Source organism: Enterobacter sp. AN-K1 (genome assembly GCF_020971765.1).
In the GTDB taxonomy this organism is placed as follows: domain Bacteria; phylum Pseudomonadota; class Gammaproteobacteria; order Enterobacterales; family Enterobacteriaceae; genus Enterobacter; species Enterobacter hormaechei_C.
This window is the reverse complement of sequence record NZ_CP087390.1, coordinates 1,247,490-1,273,551: the sequence shown is the minus strand read 5'-3', so window position 1 is coordinate 1,273,551 and position 26,062 is coordinate 1,247,490. Positions and strand designations below refer to the sequence as shown.

The window sequence follows — 26,062 nt, the reverse complement described above, 5'->3', positions numbered from 1 at the left end:
TGTAGGCCCGGTAAGCGAAGCGCCACCGGGCTTTGGTCTTAGCTCCCCAACACCTTCATTGCTTCCCGCGTCACGTTGTCCATCTCGTCCAGCAGCTCCAGGAACTCCGGTTCGAGATCGGATTCTGGCGTACCCGCGCGGAGCTGCTGTTCAAGCAACTGGCAGAGATTTTTCAACCGCGGTACGCCGCTGTAGCCGCAGCTGCCATGCAGTTTATGAATGGCTTCCAGCAGTCCTTCGGGGTTTTCACCCACCAGCTGTTCTTCAACCTTGTTACGGATCTCAGGCAGGAAGTCCACCAGCATTTGCAGCATATCGCGGGCCAGATCGGGTTTGCCTGCCGCCTGGCGCAGCGCCAGTTGCCAGTCAAACGTGGCATTCTGGTTAACGCTGATCTCCGGCGATTCAGCTGTAATGGTGTATGTCCCGCCAATGTGCCCCGGCTTGTAGCGCAGCAGCAGGCTGTGCAGCTTCTCTTCGTCGATCGGTTTCGCCAGATAATCGTTCATGCCCGCACCCAGCAGTTTCTCCTTTTGCCCCGCCATCGCGTGCGCCGTCACGGCAATCACCGGCGTCTGCTGCTGGTGCGGAAGCTGGCGAATCAACTCGCAGGCGCGGATGCCATCCATGCCCGGCATCTGAATATCCATCAGGATCAGGTCGAACTGCATCTGTTTGGCTTGTTCCACGGCTTCGGCGCCGCTGGTACACAGCTCAACATGCTGAACCTGATCCTCAAGCAGCACGCCAATCAGCTTCAGGTTCGCCGGGTTGTCGTCCACGGCCATCACCGTCATCGGCAGCTTATGTTCGTCGTTTTCCAGCGGCAGGGACTGATGCGTCAGACGGCAATATTCGGTCAACGCAGGTAACAGCCGTGTGGCGGTGAGGGGTTTCAGCAGACACGCCGCCGCTCCGTCGTTTTTCAGCTCTTCGGCGTTGATTTGGGCGTGGCACGGCAGCGCCAGCAGCAGGTAGTCCGTCATTGAGGCCGCCTTCGCCAGGCGTTCCTGCTGCATGGTCAGTTCTCCGGTAAACGTCACCGGAATCCCCAACAACAGGATATCGTAATGATCGTTAGCCAGCGCGGAGAAGGTCGGGCTGTAGATGACCTCCAGCGGCGTGCTGCTTAATACATCCAGCGTACACTGCGCCGCCGCGGCGTTCGGTTCCACATAGGCCAGACGCATCCCTTTCAGGCAGCCGGTGACCGGGCCGTCGGTCTGCACGTTCGGGTTAAGATCAAGGTTGATATGGAACCAGAAGGTTGAGCCCCGGTTAGGCTGGCTATGGAAGGAGATATCGCCTCCCATCTCTTTCACCAGCTTTTGGGTGATCACCAGCCCCAGGCCCGTTCCGCCGTGACGACGGGAAATGCTCGCATCGGCCTGGCGGAAAGCCTGGAACAGACGCGTCTGATCGCGCTCCGGAATACCGATGCCGGTATCCCGGATCTGCACTTCAATCTGGACTTTGTTATTACTGAGCGCCCTTTTTTCGACCAGAATGTCGATGTTGCCGCTCTCGGTGAACTTAATCGCGTTGCCCACCAGATTGGTAATGACCTGTTGCAGGCGCAGCGGGTCGCCAATGACGTTATCCGGCACATCATTTTTAATATTGAGCGTCAGTTCCAGACCCTTATCATGCGATGAGTGGGCAAGAAGCGTGACCACGTCATCCAGCGTGCTGCGCAGCGGGAAGGGAATACTCTCCAGAATCAGCTTGCCCGCTTCCAGCTTCGAGAAGTCCAGTACGTCGTTAATAATGGTCAGCAGGTTGTTGGCTGAGCGTTCAATGGTATGCAGATGGTCACGCTGGGTCGGGTTCAGCTCGCTTTTGAGCGTCAGACGGGTGAAGCCAATCACCCCGTTCAGCGGCGTGCGCAGCTCGTGCGACATGTTCGCCAGGAACTCAGACTTAATTCGTGCCGCCTCCTGCGCACGTTTTTTCGCCAGATCCAGCTCCACGTTCTGGATCTCCATCTGCTCCAGCGTTTCGCGCAGGTCAGAGGTGGCCTGGTCAACGTTGTGCTGCATCTCTTCGTGATAAGCCGCCAGCGACATCGCCATTGAGTTGATGCCATTTTTCAGCATATCCAGCTCGCCGAGCATAAAGCCTTCCACGCGGCTGTCGAGCTGACCCCGGCGGATCCGGTCAACGGTATTCACCATGTTGCGGATAGGCCCGGTGACGTCGCGCATCAGTCGCCAGCCGAAGATCAGCGCGATGCCGATACAGAACAGCATCATCACGCCGGAGATGAAAATTTCTTTGTACTGCTGGAGCCGCACCGACTTGAGATCCAGCTCCAGCGCCACATATCCCAGCATATTATTGCTGGACTTCGCATCGGACTGGGCGGATTCGTCGGGTGAATAGCTTTCGGAGATAATCGGCGTGCGCAGGATCATGATATCGCCGCGCCGCAACACCGTAAGGTGACGCGGGAAGGGGGTACCCTCCGGGATTTTCAGCGACGTGGGATCCAGATGGAAATTCGAGGTGACGAACAGACGGTTATGCTCATCATAAACGGAAATGGCGCGCACGATCTCTGAATGACGGCGGTGCAGCACGCTGATTAACTGACCAATAGATTCACGGTTTTGCAGGTTCATGCCGTACTCGCTGGAGACGGCCAGCGGTTCGATAATGCTGGCCCCGGCATCTTCAAGCTGTCTCTGCAAATCGTTATAGCGATGCACCACAAAGAAAATGCTCAGCAGCAAACCGATGAGAACGGTAGGAGCGAGGATCAAAATCATCATGCGCGCGCGCAGGCTGTAGTTGGTCATGGAGTTCCGTTATGGGACAATCAGGCTAATTATGTTTATTTGAGAACAATCTCGGCGATGGCGCAATTCTACTCTGCAAAACGACGCGTGACGACGCGTCAGATCATAACTGTTGAAGCCACGGACCTCGATCCTTTTGGACAGGGGGTGGCGCGTCACAAGGGTAAGACACTGTTTATCACAGGTTTGCTGCCAGGAGAACGCGCAGATATTACGCTGACGGAAGACAAACGTCAGTATGCGCGCGGTCAGGTCAAGCGCCGTCTTAATGATAGCCCGGAGCGCGTGACGCCTCGCTGCCCCCATTTTGGCGTCTGCGGCGGCTGCCAGCAACAGCATGCCAGCACAGAATTACAGCAAAAAAGTAAAAGCAGCGCGCTGGCCCGCTTGGTCGGACACGACGTGAATGACATCATTGCCGATCGGCCCTGGGGCTACCGTCGCCGCGCTCGCCTGAGCCTCAGCTACCAGCCCAAAACCGAGCGGCTGGAGATGGGTTTTCGCAAAGCTGGCTCCAGCGATATCGTCTCTGTCACGCAGTGCCCTGTTTTGGCGCCCCATCTTGGGGTGTTGCTCCCGGACGTGCACCACTGTCTTGCATCGCTGGATGGCGTGCGTTCGCTGGGCCATGTCGAACTGGTGCTGGCCAACAGTGGCCCGCTGATGGTGCTGCGCCACACCGCGCCGCTGTCAAAGGCGGATCGCGAAAAACTGGAACGCTTTTCGCATTCTCATGAGCTTGCGCTTTTCCTCGCGCCGCAAAGCGAGATACTTGAGCAGGTCAGCGGAGAAGCGCCCTGGTATGCGTCAGACGGGCTACGCTTAACGTTCAGCCCGCGGGATTTTATCCAGGTTAACGACGGCGTGAACCAGCAGATGGTAGCGAACGCGCTGGCGTGGCTGGACGTACAACCCACCGATCGGGTGCTCGATCTGTTCTGCGGCATGGGGAACTTTACCCTGCCGCTGGCGCGCAGAGCAGCCAGCGTGGTCGGGGTGGAAGGCGTTGAGGCGCTGGTGGCGAAAGGCCAGGAGAACGCCCAACAGAACGGTTTGCAAAATGTGACATTCTTTCATCAAAATCTTGAGGATGATGTCACTCGGCAACCGTGGGCTAAGCAGGGCTTTGATAAGATCCTGCTCGATCCGGCGCGCGCAGGTGCGCCGGGCGTGATGCAGCATATAATTAAACTCGCGCCTGAACGCGTGGTCTATGTTTCCTGTAACCCGGCGACGCTTGCCCGTGACAGCGAAGCATTATTGAGCGGGGGTTACCAGATTCGGCGTCTGGCAATGCTGGACATGTTCCCGCACACTGGTCATCTGGAATCGATGGTGTTGTTCGAGCACATCTAATGAGTTTGGCTTGTCGACTTCGACAGGCCCTTGTCCCTAAAGGAGAGGACGATGGTTGCGGTAAGAAGTGCACATTTAAATAAAGCTGGTGAGTTTGACCCTCAAAAATGGATCGCAAGTCTGGGGATTTCCAGCCAGCAGTCGTGTGAACGCTTAACCGAAACCTGGGCCTATTGTTTACGCACAACGCAGGGGCATCCGGACGCTGAACTGCTGTTGTGGCGCGGCGTGGAGATGGTTGAAATTCTCTCCATGCTGAACATGGACATCGAAACGCTACAGGCCGCACTGCTGTTCCCCCTGGCGGACGCCGACGTGGTGACGGAAGACGTCCTGCGTGAAAGCGTCGGCCAGTCCGTCGTGGCGCTTATCCACGGCGTGCGTGACATGGCAGCCATTCGTCAGCTTAAAGCCGCGCAAACGGACTCTGTCTCTTCCGAGCAGGTGGATAACGTCCGTCGCATGCTGCTGGCGATGGTAGATGATTTCCGCTGCGTGGTTATCAAGCTGGCCGAACGGGTTGCCCATCTGCGTGAAGTGAAGGATGCGCCGGAAGACGAGCGCGTCCTGGCCGCTAAAGAGTGTACGAATATCTATGCGCCGCTGGCGAACCGTCTCGGTATCGGGCAACTGAAGTGGGAGCTGGAAGATTACTGCTTCCGCTATCTGCATCCGGCGGAATACAAACGCATTGCAAAATTGCTGCACGAACGCCGCATTGACCGCGAGCACTATATCGAGGAATTTGTCAGCGGGCTGCGCCAGTCGATGAAAGAGGAGAATGTGCGCGCCGAGGTCTACGGGCGTCCAAAGCACATCTACAGCATCTGGCGCAAAATGCAGAAGAAACATCTCGCCTTTGACGAGCTGTTTGACGTGCGCGCCGTACGTATCGTGGCGGAGCGTCTCCAGGACTGCTATGCCGCGCTGGGTATAGTGCATACTCACTTCCGCCATCTGCCGGATGAGTTCGATGACTACGTCGCCAACCCCAAACCAAACGGCTATCAGTCTATTCATACCGTGGTGCTCGGCCCTGGCGGCAAAACGGTGGAAATTCAGATCCGTACCAAACAGATGCACGAAGACGCCGAGCTGGGCGTGGCGGCGCACTGGAAATACAAAGAGGGTACCTCCGGTGGCGGTCGCTCCGGTCACGAGGACCGTATCGCCTGGCTGCGTAAGCTGATTGCGTGGCAGGAAGAGATGGCCGACTCCGGCGAAATGCTCGACGAAGTGCGCAGTCAGGTCTTCGACGATCGCGTCTACGTCTTTACCCCGAAAGGGGACGTGGTTGATTTGCCGGCAGGCTCCACGCCGCTCGATTTCGCCTACCACATCCACAGCGATGTGGGGCACCGTTGCATCGGGGCGAAGATCGGCGGACGTATCGTACCGTTTACCTACCAGCTCCAGATGGGCGATCAGATTGAAATCATCACCCAGAAGCAGCCAAACCCAAGCCGCGACTGGCTGAATCCGAACCTCGGTTACGTTACCACCAGCCGTGGGCGCTCTAAAATTCACGCCTGGTTCCGCAAGCAGGATCGTGACAAGAACATCCTTGCCGGTCGTCAGATCCTGGACGACGAGCTGGAACATATCGGGATAAGCCTGAAAGAGGCGGAGAAATTCCTGCTGCCGCGCTACAACTTCAACGAGCTCGACGAACTGTTAGCGGCGATTGGTGGCGGCGATATCCGCCTGAACCAGATGGTGAACTTCCTGCAAGCGCAGTTCAACAAGCCAAGCGCAGCGGAGCAGGATGCGGCGGCGCTGAAACAGCTCCAGCAGAAAACCTACGCTCCGCAGCAGCGCAGCAAGGACAATGGCCGTGTGGTGGTTGAAGGGGTGGGTAACCTCATGCACCATATTGCCCGCTGCTGCCAGCCGATCCCGGGAGACGATATTGTCGGCTTTATCACCCAGGGGCGCGGGATCTCGATTCACCGCTCCGACTGCGATCAGCTTGCAGAGCTGCAATCGCATGCGCCGGAACGTATCGTGGAAGCCGTCTGGGGGGAGAGCTACTCGGCGGGTTACTCGCTGGTGGTGCGCGTCACTGCCAACGACCGCAGCGGCCTGCTGCGCGACATCACCACCATTCTCGCCAACGAGAAGGTCAACGTGCTGGGCGTTGCCAGCCGCAGCGATACCCGCGAGCAGCTTGCCACCATCGATATGACTATCGAAATCTATAACCTTCAGGTGCTGGGCCGCGTACTCGGCAAACTGAACCAGGTGCCGGATGTGATTGACGCGCGTCGTCTGCACGGCGGCTAAACATCCTCTTCTGTAGGCCGGGTAAGGCAACGCCGCCACCCGGCTCAGGCATTTAATGGAATCTGTTATGACTCAAATCGACCGCCTGCTTGGCATCATGAAACGCCTGCGCGATCCGGAAAACGGCTGCCCGTGGGATAAAGAGCAGACTTTCGCCACCATTGCGCCTTACACGCTGGAAGAGACCTACGAAGTGCTGGACGCGATTTCGCGCGAAGATTTCGACGACCTGCGCGGTGAGCTGGGCGACCTGCTGTTCCAGGTTGTGTTCTACGCGCAGATGGCGCAGGAAGAGGGGCGCTTTAACTTTGACGATATCTGCGCCGCTATCAGCGACAAGCTGGAGCGTCGTCATCCGCATATCTTTGGTGATGCCTCCGCAGGCAACAGTGCGGAAGTGCTGGCGCGCTGGGAGCAGATCAAAAGCGCCGAACGCGCTGAAAAATCCCAGCACTCGGCGCTGGACGACATTCCCCTGAACCTTCCCGCGCTGATGCGCGCGCACAAAATTCAAAAGCGCTGCTCGGCGGTAGGGTTTGACTGGAACTCTCTCGGCCCGGTGCTGGAAAAAGTGCACGAAGAGATCGACGAAGTGATGCATGAAGCGCAGCAGGCCGTTGTGGATGAAGCAAAGCTGGAAGAGGAGATGGGCGATCTGTTGTTTGCGACCGTCAACCTTTCGCGCCACCTCGGTGTAAAAGCGGAAACCGCCCTGCAAAAAGCGAACATTAAATTCGAACGACGCTTTCGCGAAGTTGAGCGGATTGTGGCCTCGCGCGGCCTGGAAATGAGCGGGATTGACCTCGACGCGATGGAAGAAGTCTGGCAGGAAGTAAAACGCCAGGAACATGATCTCTAACGAGATTTTGCGATCAAGCGCAATTTGTGTGATTTTTTAAATGACAAGCGCTTGATTTGCGTCAAAAACATTTACCCAAAAGGGGCTATTTTCTCACTCCTTATGTTTGTCATGGCCTGGAGTGGAGACGGAGAATGAAAGTTTGTGGCGCTCGTCGTGTTCGGGTATACTACTTTCCCGTCCTGGTTATTCCATCGTTTCACCCTAACTTCTCAGGTTCAGCATGACAACGAACTATATTTTTGTGACCGGCGGGGTCGTATCCTCTCTGGGTAAAGGCATTGCCGCAGCCTCCCTCGCAGCCATTCTTGAAGCCCGTGGCCTCAATGTGACCATGATGAAACTGGATCCGTACATCAACGTCGATCCTGGCACCATGAGCCCAACCCAACACGGGGAAGTGTTCGTTACTGAAGACGGCGCTGAAACCGATCTGGATCTTGGCCACTACGAGCGTTTCATCCGTACCAAAATGACCCGTCGTAACAACTTTACGACTGGCCGTATCTACTCTGACGTTCTGCGTAAAGAGCGCCGTGGTGACTACCTGGGCGCGACCGTGCAGGTCATCCCACACATCACTAACGCCATCAAAGAACGTGTCCTTGCCGGTGGCGAAGGGCATGACGTTGTGCTGGTTGAAATCGGCGGTACCGTAGGGGATATCGAATCCCTGCCGTTCCTCGAAGCGATTCGTCAGCTGGCGGTAGATATTGGTCGTGAGCACGCGCTGTTCATGCACCTGACGCTGGTGCCTTACATGGCAGCAGCAGGTGAAGTGAAAACCAAACCGACTCAGCACTCTGTTAAAGAGCTGCTCTCCATCGGTATTCAGCCTGACATCCTGGTTTGCCGTTCCGATCGCGCGATTCCGGCGAACGAACGCGCGAAAATTGCATTGTTCTGTAACGTGCCTGAAAAAGCCGTTATTTCAATGAAAGATGTCGATTCCATTTATAAAATCCCGGGCCTGTTGAAATCACAGGGTCTGGACGATTATATTTGTAAACGATTCAGCTTGAACTGTCCGGAAGCTAACCTGTCTGAATGGGAGCAGGTGATTTACGAAGAAGCCAATCCGGGCGGCGAAGTGACTATCGGTATGGTCGGCAAGTACATCGAACTGCCAGATGCCTATAAGTCAGTTATCGAAGCGCTGAAACACGGTGGTCTGAAGAATCGCGTCTCTGTGAACATCAAGCTGATTGATTCACAGGATGTGGAGACGCGCGGCGTTGAAATTCTTAAAGATCTGGATGCTATCCTCATCCCTGGCGGCTTCGGCTACCGTGGTGTTGAAGGCAAGATCGCCACTGCACGCTATGCGCGTGAAAACAATATTCCATACCTCGGTATCTGCCTGGGTATGCAGGTTGCGCTGATTGAATTTGCGCGCAACGTAGCGGGAATGGAAAACGCGAACTCTACGGAATTTGTGCCAGACTGTAAGTACCCTGTTGTGGCGCTGATTACGGAATGGCGCGACGAAGACGGTAACGTCGAAGTCCGTACCGAGAAGAGCGATCTGGGTGGCACCATGCGTCTTGGCGCACAGGCCTGCCAGCTGTCCGACGATAGCGTGGTACGCAAGCTGTACGGCGAGCCGGTCATCACCGAGCGCCATCGTCACCGCTATGAAGTCAACAACATGTTGTTGAAACAAATTGAAGCTGCGGGTCTGCGTGTTGCGGGCCGTTCCGGGGATGATCAGTTAGTCGAGATCATCGAAGTGCCTAACCATCCGTGGTTCGTGGCCTGCCAATTCCACCCGGAATTTACTTCTACGCCGCGTGACGGGCATCCGCTGTTTGCAGGCTTCGTGAAAGCCGCCAGCGAGTACCAGAAGCGTCAGGCGAAGTAAAAAAAGTTAGAACGGCAACGCGTACCTTTGGTACGCGTTGTTTGTCTGGAGTTTTAGTTTAACTTGTACTGAGGAAAATCTAATGTCCAAAATCGTTAAAGTCATCGGTCGTGAAATCATCGACTCCCGTGGTAACCCGACCGTTGAAGCTGAAGTTCATCTGGAAGGTGGTTTCGTCGGTATGGCAGCGGCTCCATCAGGTGCTTCTACAGGTTCCCGCGAAGCGCTGGAACTGCGTGATGGCGACAAATCCCGTTTCATGGGCAAAGGCGTACTGAAAGCGGTTGGCGCTGTTAACGGTCCTATTGCTCAGGCTATCGTTGGCAAAGATGCTAAAGATCAGGCTGGCATCGACAAGATCATGATCGATCTGGACGGTACTGAAAACAAATCTAACTTCGGTGCGAACGCAATCCTGGCCGTTTCCCTGGCGAACGCCAAAGCGGCAGCGGCAGCTAAAGGCATGCCACTGTTCGAGCACATCGCTGAACTGAACGGCACCCCAGGCAAATACTCTATGCCTGTACCAATGATGAACATCATCAACGGTGGTGAGCACGCAGACAACAACGTTGATATTCAGGAATTCATGATTCAGCCAGTTGGCGCGAAAACCCTGAAAGAAGCGGTACGTATGGGTTCTGAAGTGTTCCACAACCTGGCTAAAGTTCTGAAAGCTAAAGGCATGAACACGGCTGTTGGTGACGAAGGCGGCTACGCGCCAAACCTGGGTTCTAACGCAGAAGCACTGGCTGTTATCGCTGAAGCGGTTAAAGCAGCAGGCTACGAGCTGGGCAAAGACATCACCCTGGCGATGGACTGCGCAGCATCTGAATTCTACAAAGACGGTAAATACGTTCTGGCCGGCGAAGGCAACAAAGCGTTCACCTCTGAAGAGTTCACCCACTTCCTGGAAGACCTGACCAAACAGTACCCAATCGTTTCTATCGAAGACGGTCTGGACGAGTCTGACTGGGATGGTTTCGCATACCAGACCAAAGTACTGGGCGACAAAATCCAGCTGGTTGGTGACGATCTGTTCGTAACCAACACCAAGATCCTGAAAGAAGGCATCGAGAAAGGCATCGTTAACTCCATCCTGATCAAATTCAACCAGATCGGTTCTCTGACCGAAACGCTGGCTGCGATCAAAATGGCGAAAGACGCTGGCTACACCGCGGTTATCTCTCACCGTTCTGGCGAAACTGAAGACGCTACCATCGCTGACCTGGCTGTTGGTACCGCTGCTGGCCAGATCAAAACCGGTTCTATGAGCCGTTCAGACCGTGTTGCTAAATACAACCAGCTGATTCGTATCGAAGAAGCGCTGGGCGAAAAAGCACCTTACAACGGTCGTAAAGAGATCAAAGGCCAGGCATAAGCCTGAACCTTCGTTCTTATGAAAAAACCCGCTTCGGCGGGTTTTTTGTTTTCTATAGCAGAAGCGGCAACGTGGCGCTTGCCGTTTGCTGGCTAACGTCACCGTAATGGCTGTCTACTGCAATAAGGGAAGTGGTTAGCAGTTCAACCAGTAGCATCACGCCAACCTTGGCGTTGAGCGCACCCGCGCTCAGCGGTCCCTCGGGTTTGGCTGCAACCAGCTGTAAATCGCTCAGGGAGGCCAGCGGGCTGCGAGGCGTATTGCTGAGTGCCAGTACCTTAACGCCCCTCTTGCGGGCGAGTTTCACCACGTGAAGCAGATCCCGTGTAGAGCCGGAACTTGAGATGGCCACCACCAGCGTCTCTTTCGAGAGCGTCGTCGCATTCATGGCGGCGCGATGCATATCGCTAAACAGCTGTGCAGGTTTGCCGAGTCGCAGCAGCTTGTAATGCAAATACTCCCCCAGAATTGCGCTGGCCGCCACCCCGTAAATTTGCACTGACTGCGCCTGATGCAGGGCCAGTGTCGCCTGTTCAAGCTGGGCCCGGTCGAGGAGTTTTGCGGTATCTTGCAGCGCCTGGACAGACTCATCCACCACGTTATCTATCGCATCTCCTGCCTGACGCTCCGGCAAACCCTGCTGAATATCCAGCGCAAGCGCCATTTTAAATTCGTTATATCCCTTACAGCCCAGCGTGCGGCAAAGGCGTGTGACGCTGGCCTCGCTGGTGCCGCTTTCACGCGCCAGCTCGGTGATCGTCAGGTAGAGCACCCTGGCAGGATCGTTGAGGACAAACTCCCCCAGTTTTTGTTGCGTTGGGCTGTACCCGGAAGCCTCCTGGCGTAGCTTCAGCAGCAGGTTTTCATGGTCCGACATGCTAGATCCTTAATGCGTTTCTCTGCCAACTAGTGTGGCGGAAAGCGGGGGAGAGATGCCAGTCATTTCGAAAAAGTATGATCGGCGTCCTGGTTTTTGGTGGTAATTTTCACAATTAAAAATATATGTGGTAAAAATTTTCATCAATAACCAGGGGGATAAAAAAATGATGCAAATGTTCAGCGGAGCGTCTTCCGGCGGATGGTTTGAAAAAGCGCAGCGCTTTGGCAAATCCTTTATGTTACCCATCGCCATACTGCCCGCAGCAGGTCTGTTGCTGGGGATTGGCGGGGCGCTATCGAATCCGAATACGCTTACCGCGTATCCATTTTTAGACGTTGGCTGGCTACAGGCCATCTTTACCATCATGAGCAGCGCAGGCTCGATTGTGTTTGCAAACCTGTCGGTACTGTTTGCTGTTGGGGTCGCCGTTGGGCTGGCGAAAAATGATAAAGGCACGGCAGGGCTGGCGGCGTTGCTCGCTTATCTGGTGATGAATGCCACTATCAATGCGCTGCTGATCCTGACCGGAAAACTGGCGCATGAAAACCCGGGCGCCGTAGGGCAGGGCATGACGCTGGGTATTCAGACGCTTGAAACGGGCGTGTTTGGTGGGGTAGTTATTGGGCTGGTGACCTGCGCACTGCATCATCGGTTTAATAAAATCGCGCTTCCGCAATTCCTGGGCTTTTTTGGCGGCTCACGCTTCGTTCCCATTATCAGCTCACTGGCAGCGATACTCGTCGGCGCGCTGATGACCGTGGTCTGGCCGCATTTCCAGAAGCTGATCTTTGGCCTCGGCGGGCTGGTGGATGCCACCGGCTATCTGGGGACGTTGCTGTACGGCTTCATCCTGCGCATGCTTGGCCCGTTTGGTCTGCACCACATTTTCTATCTTCCGTTCTGGACCACCGCGCTTGGCGGCAGTGAAATTGTTAACGGTCACCTGGTTGAGGGCACGCAGCGGATCTTCTTCGCCCAGCTCGCCGACCCGAACACGCAGCATTTCTATGAGGGCACGTCGCGCTTCATGTCCGGGCGCTTTATTACCATGATGTTTGGTCTGCTCGGCGCCTGCCTTGCGATGTACCACACGGCCAGGCCGGAGAACAAAAAGCGGGTTGCCGGGCTGCTGCTCTCTGCGGCATTAACCTCATTCCTGACGGGAATTACCGAGCCCATAGAGTTCTCATTCCTGTTTATTGCCCCGGTGCTGTACGTCATTCATGCGCTGTTCGACGGGCTGGCGTTCATGCTCGCGCACATGCTGCACATCACCATCGGACAAACATTCTCCGGCGGGTTTATTGATTTCGTGCTGTTCGGCATTTTGCAGGGTGAAGCGAAAACTAACTGGATGTTCGTCCCGCTGGTGGGCGTACCGTGGTTCTTCCTTTACTACTGTACCTTCCGTTATCTGATCAAACGTTTTGATTTTGCCACGCCGGGCCGTGAAAAGGAGGCGTTGGCTGACGAGGCTACCCTGCCGCAAAGCGAGCGCGCCGCGGCGGTGATCGCCGGGCTGGGAGGAAAAGACAATCTGGATGACGTTGACTGCTGCGCCACGCGCCTTCGCGTCACGGTGAAAGACGGTAGCAAAGTCAATGAATCTGCACTGAAAGCGACCGGCGCCCGCGGCGTAATCGTCCGCGGCAACGGTGTCCAGGTCATCTATGGACCGCACGTCACCATTATCAAAAACGAAGTAGAAGAGATCTTATCGTAATGAAAACTGTACTGGATAACCTGAAAGGAAAACTGGTCGTCTCCTGCCAGGCGCTGGAAAACGAACCGCTGCACAGCCCGTTTATTATGTCGCGAATGGCGCTGGCGGCGGCCCAGGGCGGTGCCGCTGCGATCCGCGCCAATAGCGTGGTGGATATTGAGGCTATCAAAGGGCTGGTCTCACTGCCGGTAATCGGCATCATCAAACGAGACTATCCGGACAGCGAGGTGTTCATCACCGCAACGCTCAAAGAAGTGGATGAGTTGATGGCGGTCGGCCCGGAGATCGTTGCGCTGGATGCGACCGCCCGGAAACGGCCCGGTGGCGGATCGCTGGACATGCTGATCGCGCAGATCCGCACCCGTTACCCTTCGCTGCTGCTGATGGCGGATATTGCCACCGTGCAGGAGGCCGTGGCCGCGCAGGCGCTGGGGTTTGATTGCGTCGGAACCACCCTTTACGGTTATACGGCGGAGACTGCGGGCCATTCGCTACCGGAAAATGACTGCGCGTTTTTGAAAGAGGTGCTGTCTGCCGTCACGATCCCCGTGATTGCTGAAGGTAACGTGGATACGCCTGAACGCGCGGCCAGGTGTCTGGCGCTGGGGGGGCACACGGTTGTCGTCGGCGGGGCGATCACCCGACCACAGCAAATTACGGAACGGTTTATGGCGGCAATTGGCGCGCAAAGCACCGATGGAGCATGATCATCTGACGGGGATCTGCGATACTTATCGTTTATCCCCTTAACAGAGTTGACTATGCAGTACCCGATTAACGAGATGTTCCAGACCCTGCAAGGCGAGGGTTACTTTACCGGCGTTCCCGCTATCTTTATTCGTTTACAGGGATGCCCGGTTGGCTGCGCCTGGTGTGATACCAAACATACGTGGGATAAGCTCGCAGATCGGGAAGTGTCGCTGTTCAGCATTCTGGCGAAAACCAAAGAGAGCGATAAATGGGGCGCGGGCAGCGCGGAAGATCTGCTTGCCATTATTGGTCGTCAGGGCTGGACGGCGCGGCATGTGGTGATCACCGGCGGGGAACCCTGCATTCACGATCTGATGCCGCTCACCGAACTGCTCGAGAAGAACGGCTATAGCTGTCAGATCGAAACCAGCGGCACCCATGAAGTGCGCTGCTCCCATTCAACGTGGGTCACGGTTTCACCAAAAGTGAATATGCGCGGCGGGTATGACGTACTGTCGCAGGCGCTTGAGCGTGCTGATGAGATCAAACATCCGGTGGGGCGCGTGCGTGACATCGAAGCGCTGGATGAACTGCTGGCGACGCTGACGGACGAAAAGCAGCGCGTGATCGCGCTACAGCCTATCAGCCAGAAAGACGATGCGACCCGTCTGTGCATTGAAACCTGTATCGCCCGCAACTGGCGGCTGTCGATGCAGACGCACAAATATCTGAACATTGCCTGATACTTTTGTGGCCCCGCTTAACGCGGGGCTTTTGTTGTTGGCAGTAAAGCCCAGGTCACGACTGCCGACCCAAGGCAAATCGCACTGTTGAAAAGCAAGGCATACTGCGCGGCACTGGCCGTTCCCATCGGCAGCCATAGCGCGTACAGCGATGCGGTGACCGCGATACCCATTGCGCCGCCCAGGGAACTGCCCATCTTATAGATCCCAGAAGCCACCCCCACTTTGTTTTCAGGGGCATTCATTACCGCCGTGTCCGTTGAGGGCGTGGCGTAACATCCGAGCCCCAGCCCAAATAAAATATTGCTCAGAAAAACGGTAACAATGTAGACCTCTTTGCTTAAGAAGGTGCATGAAATCAGCGAAATACCTGTTGCGGTCAGCAGCGGGCCGGTCATCATCGGCAGCCTGGCGCCATAGCGCTGAAGCAGTTTTTCACCCACCCGGATCATCGCCAGTACGGTAACCAGATACCCCAGCGTCATCATGCCGGTCTGTAGCGGTGACAGATGATGGCCCTGCTGCAACCAGATGCTGGCGATCATCATGGTGCCAATGCAGCCGTTGAGCAGGAAATTTGAGAATACCGAGGCGCTATAGGCCCGGTTTTTAAACAGGGCGAAATCGATCAGCGCCGCATCGCCTTTCCGCCGCCCGGTAACGATAAAGCACATCAGTGCAATCACGGCTCCACACAGTACAAGAAGCGATAAACTGCTGCTCCAGCCCCAGCTGTGTCCTTTGCTGATAAACAGATTGAACAGCACCAGCATAAGGACAAAACTCACCAGGCCGCTGATATCCAGTTTGTGTCGACACGCATCAGGGCTGCGGCTTTCCGGCGTGGCGCGGATAAGCAATAGCGCGACCAGAGCCACCACCATCGACAGAATAAAAATCCAGCGCCAGCCCAGCGTGGTGGCGATGGCGCCTCCCACAAACGAGCTCAGGCCACTCCCGCCCCATGAACCGATAACCCAGAAACTAATTGCGCGCTGGCGTGCTTTACCTTCATACCAGGTTTTAATCAGCGCCAGCGTGGCGGGCATAATGCAGGCCGCTGATAGCCCCTGTATCGCTCGTCCCAACAGAAACAGGACGGGCTCCCATGAAATGAACAGCAGACCACTCCCGATCATGCTCAGGATCAGGCCAATCATGGTCAGGCGCATGCGCCCATACTTATCGGCAAACCCACCGCAGGCGACGACAAAACAGCCGCTGAACAACGCGCTCAGGCTGACGGCCAGCGTAAGGGTTTCGAGGGCAATATCGAGGCTATTCTGCATGGCCGGAACCACGTTGATAACCGACTGGGCAAACAGCCAGAATGTCAGAACGCTCATGACGATACCCGCCAGCAGCCGATCGTTACCGGCGTAGGCGGATGCGCCTGTCAGGGAAACGGTACTCATAGTGCAGCCCTCCCGGGAAGGTGCGAATCAGCGCAGATAGTGTTCGGTCAGTGCGGCCCACAGCGCCGCGCCGGTGAGGAGAATGTTGTCGTTAAAGTCGTAGCCCGGGTTATGTACCATGCAGCGGTCAGGCTCATCCCCGGCGCCAAGCGTGAAATAGCATCCATTGGGATTTTTCTCGAGCATGAAAGCAAAGTCCTCGCTGCCCATAAACGCATTGACCTCCGCGACGGCATCCTGACCGAACAGATCGGTGGCGACGCTGCGCACCATCTCGTTGGCTTGCGGATTGTTTTTCAGCACCGGGCTGCCGTTAATGTGTCGAATGGTGGCCGTCGCATTGAAACTTTCCGCCTGTGCAACGGCGATATCATGGATACGCTGTAGCACGGTTTGCCGCACGCTTTCATCCAGCGTGCGCACGGTAAGTTTCATCAATACTTTGTCGTTGATAATGTTAGGGGCGTGCCCGGCCTGAATGCTGCCTACGGTAACGACGGCTGGCTGGAAGGGGGTAATGTTGCGCGAAACAATGGACTGCAACGCGATAGTGATATGACAGGCAACCAGGGTGGCGTCAACGGTATGTTCTGGCACCGCGCCGTGACCACCCACGCCGTTAACCTCAATATGAAGGGTGTCGGAAGAGGCCATCATGGCGCCATCGCGCAGACCAATTTTTCCGAGGGGCTGTGACGGCATATTGTGTAGACCAAAGATGTGGTCGCAGGGGAACAGGTCAAACAAACCGTCCTCTACCATAACGCGTCCGCCATACAGAAGTTCTTCCGCGGGCTGAAAAATAAGGTGCAGCGTGCCGTTAAAATTGCGGGTGCGTGCCAGGTACTCCGCTGCATACAGGAGCGTTGTGGTGTGGCCGTCATGACCGCAGCCGTGGAATTTACCCTCAACGGTACTGCTCCACGCCTTGCCGTTGTTTTCCTGCATTGGCAGCGCATCCATATCGGCGCGCAGGCCCAGGCGTTTATGCCCGTTACCCACCTTCAGTGTGCCGACCACACCGGTTTTCGCCAGGCCGCGATGAACCTCATATCCCCATTCCTGAAGCAGCGCTGCAACGCGATCGCTCGTGTTGTGCTCCTCAAAACCAATTTCAGGATGCTGATGAAAATAGTGACGTAATTCAGTGAACCGGGCTTCGTTGCCACGCAGAGCTTCGATAATTGGATGTGTCATTTTTGTTATCCTTTTTCTGCCAAACGATGATAATTTCGAGTCTATGACGATCGTCCCGCCTGAAAATGCATTTTTTTGTTGTAAAGCGACGGCTTTATTTTGATTGTTTTTCATACAATTCAGTTATGACAAAAAAGATCAGGTCATTTTTTGTCTTTGGTGAGGGGTAAGATGGCGCAACGGGGAGATGAGTTTTGGATAGAGATTCAGGACATTCGCCACTGCGTGGAGGATGAAGGCGATACGCTAACGTTGCTCTGGGTGCTGGAAGGGCGGGCAGAGCTGAACACCGATGTGGGACATGACATCCTGGAGGCCAATACCCTTGCTATCATCAACCGTCATCGGCGCTGGCAGTTCACGAGCGAAACGGCAAATGTCACCCTGCGCGTAACCCTTTCCGGGCGCTGGGTCGTCCAGCTCTGCAATGATTTTTTTGCCCATGATTATGCTGTACCGGCAGAAGCCGGAGGCGTCTGGCCCCAATGCGATGCGCTTCGCGATCTGCTGCGCCAGCTTCTTGTGGTCACCCTCATCAACGACCCGCACCGCTACCGGCTGGAGGCGTACCGCTGGCTGAGCGAGATATTGCTGTTGCTGACCAGCCGCTTTCAACAGCCTGCCCGTATGCTGTCCCGGGAACTTTCCTCAGCGCACAGCAAACGCATCGCCCGGGTGATAGAGCGGATCAATGCCAGTTATTCCCGCCGTATTACGCTTGCGGAAATCGCCGCGAGTGAATATGTCTCTGAAGCCTGGCTCTCTCGTCTCTTTCGCAAGGAGGTGGGGATCAGTTTCATGCAGTACATCACCCACCTGCGGCTGGAAAAGGCGGCCGACGCTCTCCGGCTGACGAACCGACCGCTGCACCAGATTGCGCTTGAGCAGGGTTTCGCCAGCACGCGTATGATGAGCGATCGGTTCAGGCGTGTTCACAATATGTCTCCGGGTGAGTTTCGTAAGGCCCGGCGCCAGCACCCGGAGGCGGCACGTATTCGGACGGACAGGCGTGAGCAGCGCTATCCGGTCGCCGTGGACAAGCTGTTTAGCCTGCTCAATGAACCGGTGGCGCGCGGTTGGGGAGCCTCGCCGCTCATCGTTCATCCGCAGCAGGAGCAGAGCCTGGATCTTGAGCAGCTTAATCCTCTTTCTGCCTCGCTGCGCCGTATGCGGGTGGTCATTACCCTGCGTGAGCTCGACGATTTGCTGCGTGAGGACGTTCGACAAAATCTGGAGGCGATAAATGAGGCCATTCCCATTGAGGGAATTGATATCGCCGAACCTTTTCTCAGCAGTCGTCTGTTTGCCACCGGGTGGGATGACCCCCAGATGGCGGGCTACGCCTGCTGGTACAATCTGCATCAGCTCTTCACCTGGCTGGCAAAAAAGCAGTGGACGGTGCTACTGCACACCGGCGTAACGACCCGTCGCGATCTTCTGACCCGTTTTTTACAACAGTCGGTTAATCATTTTTCGCCAGAGATCACCGCGGGCTGGCACTTCGTCATGCACTGGTCAACACAGGCAAGTGAGGAGACCCGGGAGCAGGTCTGGCTGGCCCAGCAAAAGGCAATACGAACTTATCTTCCGCAGGCAAAGTTTGGTTTATGGCACCGATTTGCCCCCGTCAGCGCGGGCGTAAGCGACGATACCCTGTTCAGTTCAGCCATCCTGATGCAGGCCGATTTTCTTGCCTGTTCTGCCGATGCTAATGAACTTCTCGATCCCGCGCAGCTGGAGGCAACCCCTCTCTCCTCAACGGAAAATTATCCGATACTGAAGGTCCGCCAGATCCTCGCTGCCCTTCGCCTGCGAAAAAGTTCGCTTCCCGTCTGGCTTCTCTCCTGGAATACCCTCACCGGCAACACGCGGGCGACAAACGGCTGGTTTTTTCGTGGGGCGCTGCTGATGCAGAACCTGCTCGGGCTTTCGGAGCAGGTCTGGCTGGCGGGATTCTGGCTCAATTCGGGCCTTCAGGGAGAAGCTCGTGCGAACAACACCATCGATACCTCAAGCCTGGCGCTACAGTATAACCATGGTCTGCCGCGTCCGGTTTATTGGGTACTCTGGCTCTGGCAACGTCTGCGGGGCGAGGTGCTGGTCAATGATAAGCGTGTCCTGCTTACGCGCCATCGCAATGGTTATCAGCTGTTGCTGCGTAATGTGGTGGTTTTTAATCCGCTCCTTTCCAGTGAAGAAGCATTCATCCAGCGTTTTCGCCAGCAGTATCATTTACACCTGAAGGGAATGCGCGGTAAATGGCGAATTAAATGTCATCTGTTTGATCAGCACAACGGCGCGCTCTATCCGTTACTTGAAGGGGTTGGCAGCGAAAGCGGCCCTGATGAAGAGATGTGGCGCTGGATAGCGCATAAAGCGCGTCCAACGCTTTCCGTACGCGATGAACGCCTTTATGACGGCTGGCAACTGAGTGAATCACTGGAGAGTAATGCGCTGGTGCTCTACGAGTTTACGCCGCTCGTGCCTCGTGAGACCGCAACGGAGGAGATTCACTCCCCGCGGTAGACGCAGCCTGCCGTGCAGGTCTCTTTGATCATCACCGCGCTCAGCAGCGGAACCAGCGGTTTCATCTGATCCCAAATCCATTTCGCCAGCACTTCGCTGGTCGGGTTTTCAAGGCCCGGAATATCATTCAGATAGTAGTGATCGAGACGATCGTAGGTCGGCTTAAACGCAGCCTTCAGTTCGGCAAAGTCCATGATCCAGCCCGTATGGGGATCGACTTCACCGGTGATTTCAAGACGCACCATAAACGAGTGTCCATGCAGGCGGCCACATTTGTGTCCGGCAGGAACGTGTGGAAGGTGGTGTGCGGCTTCGAAGGTGAAATCTTTAAACAGTGTGGTGGACATCATAGCTCTCAGGAATGCGGAAAAAACCGCCGCATAGTACCGGAAAGCACAATTTTTATCATTAACTAAAACGGTTCTGAACGGTCACCGCCTCGTATTCATGGTGTTTATCGGCCTTTATTGTTTTATTTCAAATAGTTATTTAATCGCTTTTATCGTTAAGAACGATAACTAAAACAGGTTAGTCCATTTGGTTATTTATTATTTCCATCCCTTCTTTAATTGTTATTATCCCCGCCGTTAACCTTATCTTCAGTTTGGATTTATTCGCTTAAAGTCCGCTTTGCTACTGGAACATAACGACGCATGACAACACAGGCCCCACCTTCAAATTTGCTTCCCCTTAACCCGGAGCAACTGGCGCGCCTCCAGGCCGCGACTTCCGATTTTTCACCCACCCAGCTCGCCTGGGTCTCCGGCTATTTCTGGGGAATGCTCAATCAGCAGCCGGGTGCTGTGGCTGGCGTCCCGCCAACGGCCGTTGAAATTCCTGCCATCACGCTTATCTCCGCTTCGCAAACGGGTAATGCCCGTCGTGTGGCCGAAGCGCTGCGTGATGACCTGCTCGCCGCGAAGCTGAACGTTAACCTGGTCAACGCCGGGGATTATAAATTCAAACAGATCGCGTCAGAAAAACTGCTGGTGGTGGTGGCGTCAACGCAGGGGGAAGGTGAGCCTGCGGAAGAAGCCGTCGCGCTGCATAAGTTCCTGTTCTCGAAAAAAGCGCCCAGGCTGGAGGGCACCGCCTTTGCCGTCTTCGGCCTCGGTGATACGTCCTATGAATTTTTCTGCCAGTCCGGTAAAGACTTCGACAGCAAGCTGGCGGAGCTGGGTGCAGAGCGCCTGCTGGATCGCGTAGACGCTGATGTCGAATACCAGGCCGCCGCCGCCGAATGGCGGACGCGCATCGTTGAGGTGCTGAAGGCCCGCGTCCCGAAAGAGACGCCAGCGCAAGCCGCCGTTACCGCAGCGGGCACCGTCAACGAAATCCACACCAGCCCTTACACGAAAGAGGCGCCGCTGACGGCGAGCCTGTCGGTAAACCAGAAAATCACGGGCCGTGATTCGGAAAAAGACGTGCGCCATATCGAAATCGATCTCGGTGACTCCGGCCTGCGTTATCAGCCTGGCGATGCGCTGGGCGTCTGGTATCAGAACGATCCGGCGCTGGTGAAAGAGCTGGTCGAGCTGCTGTGGCTGAAAGGCACGGAGCCGGTCCAGGTGGAAGGTAAAACCTTACCGCTCTCTGAGGCGCTTCAGTGGCATTTCGAGCTGACGGTGAACACCGCCAATATCGTTGAAAACTACGCCACCTTAACGCGCAGCGAGTCCCTTCTGCCGCTGGTGGGGGACAAAGTGAAGTTACAGCATTACGCCGCGACGACGCCGATTGTCGACATGGTGCGTTTCTCCCCGGCACAGCTGGATGCCGACGCGCTGATCGGCCTGCTGCGTCCGCTGACGCCGCGTCTTTACTCCATCGCCTCTTCACAGGCGGAAGTGGAAAACGAAGTCCACATCACCGTTGGCGTGGTGCGTTACGACATCGAAGGCCGCGCGCGGGCGGGTGGGGCGTCGGGCTTCCTGGCCGACCGCGTGGAAGAAGAGGGCGAGGTGCGCGTCTTTATCGAACACAACGACAACTTCCGCCTGCCGGCGAACCCGGAAACGCCGGTGATCATGATTGGCCCGGGCACCGGCATCGCACCGTTCCGCGCCTTTATGCAGCAGCGTGCAGCGGACGAGGCGCCGGGTAAAAACTGGCTGTTCTTCGGCAACCCGCATTTTACTGAAGATTTCCTCTACCAGGTTGAATGGCAGCGCTACGTCAAAGAGGGCGTGCTGACCCGCATCGATCTGGCCTGGTCCCGCGATCAGAAAGAAAAAGTATACGTACAAGACAAACTGCGCGAACAGGGCGCAGAGCTGTGGCGCTGGATCAATGACGGCGCCCACATTTATGTCTGCGGCGACGCCAATCGCATGGCGAAAGACGTTGAGCAGGCACTGCTGGAAGTGATTGCCGAATTCGGCGGTATGGATGCCGAAACGGCGGATGAATTTTTAAGTGAGCTGCGCGTAGAGCGCCGTTATCAGCGAGATGTCTACTAATGAGCGAAAAACATCCTGGCCCACTGGTGGTCGAAGGCAAACTGTCTGATGCCGAGCGCATGAAGGTAGAGAGCAACTACCTGCGCGGTACCATTGCCGAAGATTTAAATGACGGCCTGACCGGCGGTTTCAAAGGCGACAACTTCCTGCTGATCCGTTTCCACGGTATGTACCAGCAGGACGACCGCGATATCCGCGCCGAACGTGCCGAACAGAAGCTGGAGCCGCGTCATGCGATGCTGCTGCGCTGCCGCCTGCCGGGTGGCATCATCACCACCAAACAGTGGCAGGCGATCGACAAGTTTGCCGGTGAAAACACGATTTACGGCAGCATCCGTCTGACTAACCGTCAGACCTTCCAGTTCCACGGCATTCTGAAGAAAAACGTCAAGCCGGTGCACCAGATGCTGCACTCCGTGGGGCTGGACGCGCTGGCGACCGCCAACGACATGAACCGTAACGTGCTTTGCACCTCGAACCCGTATGAGTCCGAGCTGCACGCCGAAGCGTACGAGTGGGCGAAGAAGATCTCCGAGCACCTGCTGCCACGCACGCGTGCCTATGCGGAGATCTGGCTCGATCAGGAGAAAGTCGCGACCACGGACGAAGAGCCGATCCTCGGTCAGACCTACCTGCCGCGCAAATTCAAGACCACGGTGGTTATCCCGCCGCAGAACGATATCGACCTGCACGCCAACGACATGAACTTCGTGGCGATTGCCGAAAATGGCAAGCTGGTCGGCTTTAACCTGCTGGTGGGCGGCGGTTTGTCCATCGAGCATGGGAACAAGAAAACCTACGCCCGCACCGCGAGCGAGTTCGGCTTCCTGCCGCTGGAGCACACGCTGGCCGTGGCTGAGGCGGTGGTTACTACCCAGCGCGACTGGGGCAACCGTACCGACCGTAAAAACGCGAAAACCAAATACACCCTGGAGCGTGTAGGCGTCGAGACGTTCAAAGAAGAAGTGGAGCGTCGCGCGGGGATCAAGTTTGAGCCGATCCGCCCTTACGAATTCACCGGTCGCGGCGATCGCATTGGCTGGGTAAAAGGTATCGATAATAAATGGCACCTGACGCTGTTTATTGAAAACGGTCGTATTCTGGATTATCCGGGCCGCCCGCTGAAAACCGGTCTGCTGGAAATTGCTAAGATCCATAAAGGCGAGTTCCGCATTACCGCCAACCAGAACCTGATTATTGCCGGCGTGCCGGAAAGCCAGAAGGCGAAGATCGAGAAGCTGGCGCGCGATCATGGGTTGATGAATGCGGTTAAACCGCAGCGTGAAAACTCGATGGCCTGCGTGTCGTTCCCGACCTGCCCGCTGGCGATGGCCGAAGCGGAACGTTTCCTGCCGTCCTTCACTGATAAAGTGGAAGCGATTCTGGAAAAACACGGTATTCCGGACGAGCATATTGTTATGCGCGTCACCGGCTGCCCGAACGGCTGCGGTCGCGCGATGCTGGCCGAGCTGGGTCTGGTGGGCAAAGCGCCGGGTCGTTACAACGTGCACCTTGGCGGCAACCGTATGGGGACGCGCATTCCGCGTATGTACCGTGAAAATATTACGGAACCGGAAATTCTTGATTCCATCGACGAGCTTGTCGGGCGCTGGGCGAAAGAGCGTGAAGCGGGTGAAGGCTTCGGCGACTTTACGGTGCGTGCGGGCATCATTCGCCCGGTGCTCGATCCCGCCAGGGATTTCTGGGAGTAACACATCCTTTGCCCGGTGGCGCTTCGCTTACCGGGCCTACGGGTTTTGTAGGCCGGGCAAACGCAGTGCCGCCCGGCAAAACAGGCAAACGAGGTTCTTATGTCCGTACTCGATCTAAACGCCCTAAATGACCTGCCAAAAGTCGAACGCATTCTGGCCCTGGCAGAAACCAACGCCCAGCTGGAAAAACTCGACGCCGAAGGGCGCGTGGCGTGGGCGCTGGAAAACCTGCCGGGTGACTATGTGCTGTCGTCAAGCTTTGGCATCCAGGCGGCGGTCAGCCTGCACCTGGTGAATCGGATCCGCCCGGACATTCCGGTGATCCTCACCGATACCGGCTATCTGTTCCCGGAGACCTACCAGTTTATTGACGAGCTGACGGACAAGCTCAAGCTGAACCTCAAAGTTTACCGCGCGACGGAAAGCGCGGCCTGGCAGGAGGCGCGCTACGGCAAGCTGTGGGAACAGGGCGTTGAGGGCATTGAGAAATACAATGAGATCAACAAGGTCGAGCCGATGAACCGGGCGCTGAAAGAGTTGAACGCTCAGACCTGGTTCGCGGGCCTGCGCCGCGAGCAGTCCGGGAGCCGGGCAACGCTGCCGGTGCTGGCGGTGCAGCGCGGCGTGTTCAAAGTGCTGCCGATCATCGACTGGGATAACCGCACGGTGTACCAGTATCTGCAAAAGCACGGGCTGAAGTACCATCCGCTGTGGGATCAAGGCTACCTGTCGGTAGGCGACACCCACACCACGCGTAAATGGGAACCGGGAATGGCGGAAGAAGAGACGCGATTCTTTGGGCTGAAGCGCGAGTGCGGATTGCACGAAGGGTAATGTTTTTTCGCCCGGTGGCGCTGCGCTTACCGGGCCTGCAACGGCACGAAACGTAGGCCCGGTAAGGCGTAGCCGCCACCGGGCTTAACGACATCAGGCTTTCCCCGCTTTCGCCAGCTCCTTCACCAGCGGCAGCATCACTTTCACGACATCCCGGCTGCGGTGCTCAATCCGCTGCGGCAGCGCTTTATCAATGTGCTGCTGATTATCCAGCCGCACATCATGCCAGCTGGTCCCGTCCGGAAAGGCTTTCGATTTGCTGCGCTGCTGATAGCCATCTTTTTTGCCCAGCGCCCAGTTCGTCGCCTCGACGTACAGCACCGGAATGCCCGCCTTATCAAACACTTCACCGTCATTACAGCAGCCTGTGCCTTTAGGATACTGCGGGTTACCGCCCGGATTTGTCGCGGCATAGACGCCATGTGTGCGGGCAAGCGCCAGCGCGCGGTCGCGGGTGAGTTTACGTACGCTGCTCGGTGTGCTCTGTCCGCTATTAAAATAGAGCTTATCCCCCACGATCAGATTATCGAGGTTAATCACCAGCAACGTATTTTTCTTCTCCTCAGCGCTCATGCGCTTAAGGAGATTCTCAGCGCCGAGTTTTCCTTCTTCTTCGCCGCTGGTCGCAACAAAGCGAATGCTGTATTTCGTCGGAATATTCTTCAGGCGTTCGGCCAGCTCAAGCATCACGCCCAGACCCGCCGCATTGTCATCCAGTCCCTGAAGCGTCAGCCCGCCGAGGTTATTATCGACATCGGCGTCGCTCAACGGCGTGTAGGTATCAAGGTGCGCCATAATAATAATCTGCTCAGCCGCCTTTCCTTCGTGCGCCGCAATGACCGTGCTGCCGGTTACGTTATGCCAGTTTTGCGTTTTATTGCGTGTGGTATAGATGTAGCGGCTGTGGAAAGCGCGAATGTCGCTCTCATAGCCCATATCCGCAAATTGCTGACGGATATAGTCTGCTGAGAGCATCTCGGCTGGGGTTCCGGTCATACGGCCCGGAAAGACCGTCGCAATATGCCGCGCCTGCATACTGGCTATTTCACCGTAAGATTGATTTTTTGCCTGAGCCGGAAGGATAAAGCAAACGCCGAGCGCCAGGGCAACGAATCGGTGGCGCATTGCGGAAAACATAGTGAGTCCTTAAAAACAGAGCAAAATTTTAACCCGCATAGTATGAAACTGTGATCGGGTAGACACAATTTGAATTGCTCCTAAATGCCCGAAATTTCGCGTGTTAAGCACTTTTTGATATTTGCTTTTCCACGGCGTTATTCCATTGAGTAACTACTCATTCCAATTCGTAATTTCATTCGATCTAAGCCGCCCCCTATAGTCCCTT

The 26,062-nt window shown here is 56.1% G+C and carries 18 protein-coding genes; 12 read left to right on the top strand and 6 right to left on the bottom strand.

From position 1 onward, the window contains the following. Positions 1-38: 38 nt before the first annotated feature. Positions 39-2,798 carry a two-component sensor histidine kinase BarA gene (gene barA, locus LOC22_RS06110; RefSeq protein WP_017692749.1) on the bottom strand — a complete coding sequence of 920 codons (2,760 nt, stop codon included), beginning with the start codon at positions 2,796-2,798 and terminating at the stop codon, positions 39-41. 57 nt (positions 2,799-2,855) lie between these two features. Here barA and rlmD point away from each other — a divergent pair, with 57 nt between their 5' ends. The 5 genes from rlmD to eno all read left to right on the top strand — a co-directional run bounded on the left by rlmD (position 2,856) and on the right by eno (position 10,538). Beyond that, the gene (gene rlmD, locus LOC22_RS06105; protein ID WP_213735532.1) at positions 2,856-4,154 is read left to right on the top strand and encodes a 23S rRNA (uracil(1939)-C(5))-methyltransferase RlmD; all 1,299 of its coding nucleotides are present in this window, start codon (positions 2,856-2,858) and stop codon (positions 4,152-4,154) included. Positions 4,155-4,205: 51 nt separating this feature from the next. Continuing rightward, positions 4,206-6,437, top strand: a complete 2,232-nt coding sequence (gene relA / locus LOC22_RS06100) for a GTP diphosphokinase (protein ID WP_003862722.1) — start codon at positions 4,206-4,208, stop codon at positions 6,435-6,437. A 67-nt stretch (positions 6,438-6,504) separates the two neighbouring features. After that, the gene (gene mazG, locus LOC22_RS06095; protein ID WP_017382826.1) at positions 6,505-7,296 is read left to right on the top strand and encodes a nucleoside triphosphate pyrophosphohydrolase; all 792 of its coding nucleotides are present in this window, start codon (positions 6,505-6,507) and stop codon (positions 7,294-7,296) included. A 223-nt stretch (positions 7,297-7,519) separates the two neighbouring features. Next, complete coding sequence (gene pyrG, locus LOC22_RS06090; protein WP_003862718.1) at positions 7,520-9,157, top strand: glutamine hydrolyzing CTP synthase; 1,638 nt, start codon at positions 7,520-7,522, stop codon at positions 9,155-9,157. Between the two features lie 82 nt (positions 9,158-9,239). Beyond that, positions 9,240-10,538 (top strand): phosphopyruvate hydratase, encoded by a 1,299-nt coding sequence (eno, locus tag LOC22_RS06085; RefSeq protein ID WP_006811784.1) that lies wholly within the window; start codon positions 9,240-9,242, stop codon positions 10,536-10,538. A 52-nt stretch (positions 10,539-10,590) separates the two neighbouring features. Here the strand turns inward: eno and LOC22_RS06080 are convergent, their stop codons facing one another. Next, positions 10,591-11,415, bottom strand: a complete 825-nt coding sequence (locus LOC22_RS06080; RefSeq protein ID WP_015571725.1) for a MurR/RpiR family transcriptional regulator — start codon at positions 11,413-11,415, stop codon at positions 10,591-10,593. Positions 11,416-11,581: 166 nt separating this feature from the next. On the opposite strand from LOC22_RS06080, the gene LOC22_RS06075 reads away from it, so the two are divergent. The 3 genes from LOC22_RS06075 to queE are packed head-to-tail and all read left to right on the top strand — an operon-like array spanning position 11,582 to position 14,574. Then, positions 11,582-13,141 carry a maltose/glucose-specific PTS transporter subunit IIC gene (locus tag LOC22_RS06075; RefSeq protein ID WP_017382825.1) on the top strand — a complete coding sequence of 520 codons (1,560 nt, stop codon included), beginning with the start codon at positions 11,582-11,584 and terminating at the stop codon, positions 13,139-13,141. Next, positions 13,141-13,848 (top strand): N-acetylmannosamine-6-phosphate 2-epimerase, encoded by a 708-nt coding sequence (locus tag LOC22_RS06070; protein WP_023304336.1) that lies wholly within the window; start codon positions 13,141-13,143, stop codon positions 13,846-13,848. Before LOC22_RS06075 ends, LOC22_RS06070 begins: the two co-directional genes overlap by 1 nt. Before the next feature lie 54 nt (positions 13,849-13,902). Next, positions 13,903-14,574 carry a 7-carboxy-7-deazaguanine synthase QueE gene (gene queE, locus LOC22_RS06065; protein WP_006811780.1) on the top strand — a complete coding sequence of 224 codons (672 nt, stop codon included), beginning with the start codon at positions 13,903-13,905 and terminating at the stop codon, positions 14,572-14,574. Positions 14,575-14,591: 17 nt separating this feature from the next. Here queE and LOC22_RS06060 read toward each other — a convergent pair whose 3' ends face one another. Both LOC22_RS06060 and LOC22_RS06055 read right to left on the bottom strand, forming a co-directional pair. Then, positions 14,592-15,989: an MFS transporter gene (locus LOC22_RS06060; protein WP_045331240.1), complete on the bottom strand. Its 1,398-nt coding sequence runs from the start codon at positions 15,987-15,989 to the stop codon at positions 14,592-14,594. A 27-nt stretch (positions 15,990-16,016) separates the two neighbouring features. Then, on the bottom strand, positions 16,017-17,186 hold the full coding sequence (locus LOC22_RS06055; protein ID WP_023304334.1) for a M20 aminoacylase family protein: 1,170 nt from the start codon (positions 17,184-17,186) through the stop codon (positions 16,017-16,019). Between the two features lie 171 nt (positions 17,187-17,357). Here LOC22_RS06055 and LOC22_RS06050 point away from each other — a divergent pair, with 171 nt between their 5' ends. Beyond that, the gene (locus LOC22_RS06050) at positions 17,358-19,712 is read left to right on the top strand and encodes a helix-turn-helix domain-containing protein (RefSeq protein WP_230239426.1); all 2,355 of its coding nucleotides are present in this window, start codon (positions 17,358-17,360) and stop codon (positions 19,710-19,712) included. Here LOC22_RS06050 and queD read toward each other — a convergent pair. Next, positions 19,697-20,062 carry a 6-carboxytetrahydropterin synthase QueD gene (queD, locus tag LOC22_RS06045; protein WP_006811776.1) on the bottom strand — a complete coding sequence of 122 codons (366 nt, stop codon included), beginning with the start codon at positions 20,060-20,062 and terminating at the stop codon, positions 19,697-19,699. The genes LOC22_RS06050 and queD overlap by 16 nt on opposite strands. Before the next feature lie 303 nt (positions 20,063-20,365). Between queD and cysJ the strand changes: the two genes are divergently transcribed. The 3 genes from cysJ to cysH all read left to right on the top strand — a co-directional run bounded on the left by cysJ (position 20,366) and on the right by cysH (position 24,717). Then, on the top strand, positions 20,366-22,171 hold the full coding sequence (gene cysJ / locus LOC22_RS06040; RefSeq protein ID WP_032619140.1) for an NADPH-dependent assimilatory sulfite reductase flavoprotein subunit: 1,806 nt from the start codon (positions 20,366-20,368) through the stop codon (positions 22,169-22,171). Next, a complete protein-coding gene (cysI, locus tag LOC22_RS06035) occupies positions 22,171-23,883 on the top strand; it encodes an assimilatory sulfite reductase (NADPH) hemoprotein subunit (protein WP_015571717.1) in 1,713 nt (570 codons plus the stop codon). Before cysJ ends, cysI begins: the two co-directional genes overlap by 1 nt. Positions 23,884-23,982: 99 nt before the next feature. Continuing rightward, a complete protein-coding gene (gene cysH / locus LOC22_RS06030) occupies positions 23,983-24,717 on the top strand; it encodes a phosphoadenosine phosphosulfate reductase (RefSeq protein WP_017382820.1) in 735 nt (244 codons plus the stop codon). Positions 24,718-24,810: 93 nt separating this feature from the next. Here cysH and LOC22_RS06025 read toward each other — a convergent pair whose 3' ends face one another. Further along, positions 24,811-25,854 carry an aminopeptidase gene (locus LOC22_RS06025; protein WP_015571715.1) on the bottom strand — a complete coding sequence of 348 codons (1,044 nt, stop codon included), beginning with the start codon at positions 25,852-25,854 and terminating at the stop codon, positions 24,811-24,813. Positions 25,855-26,062 lie beyond the last annotated feature (208 nt).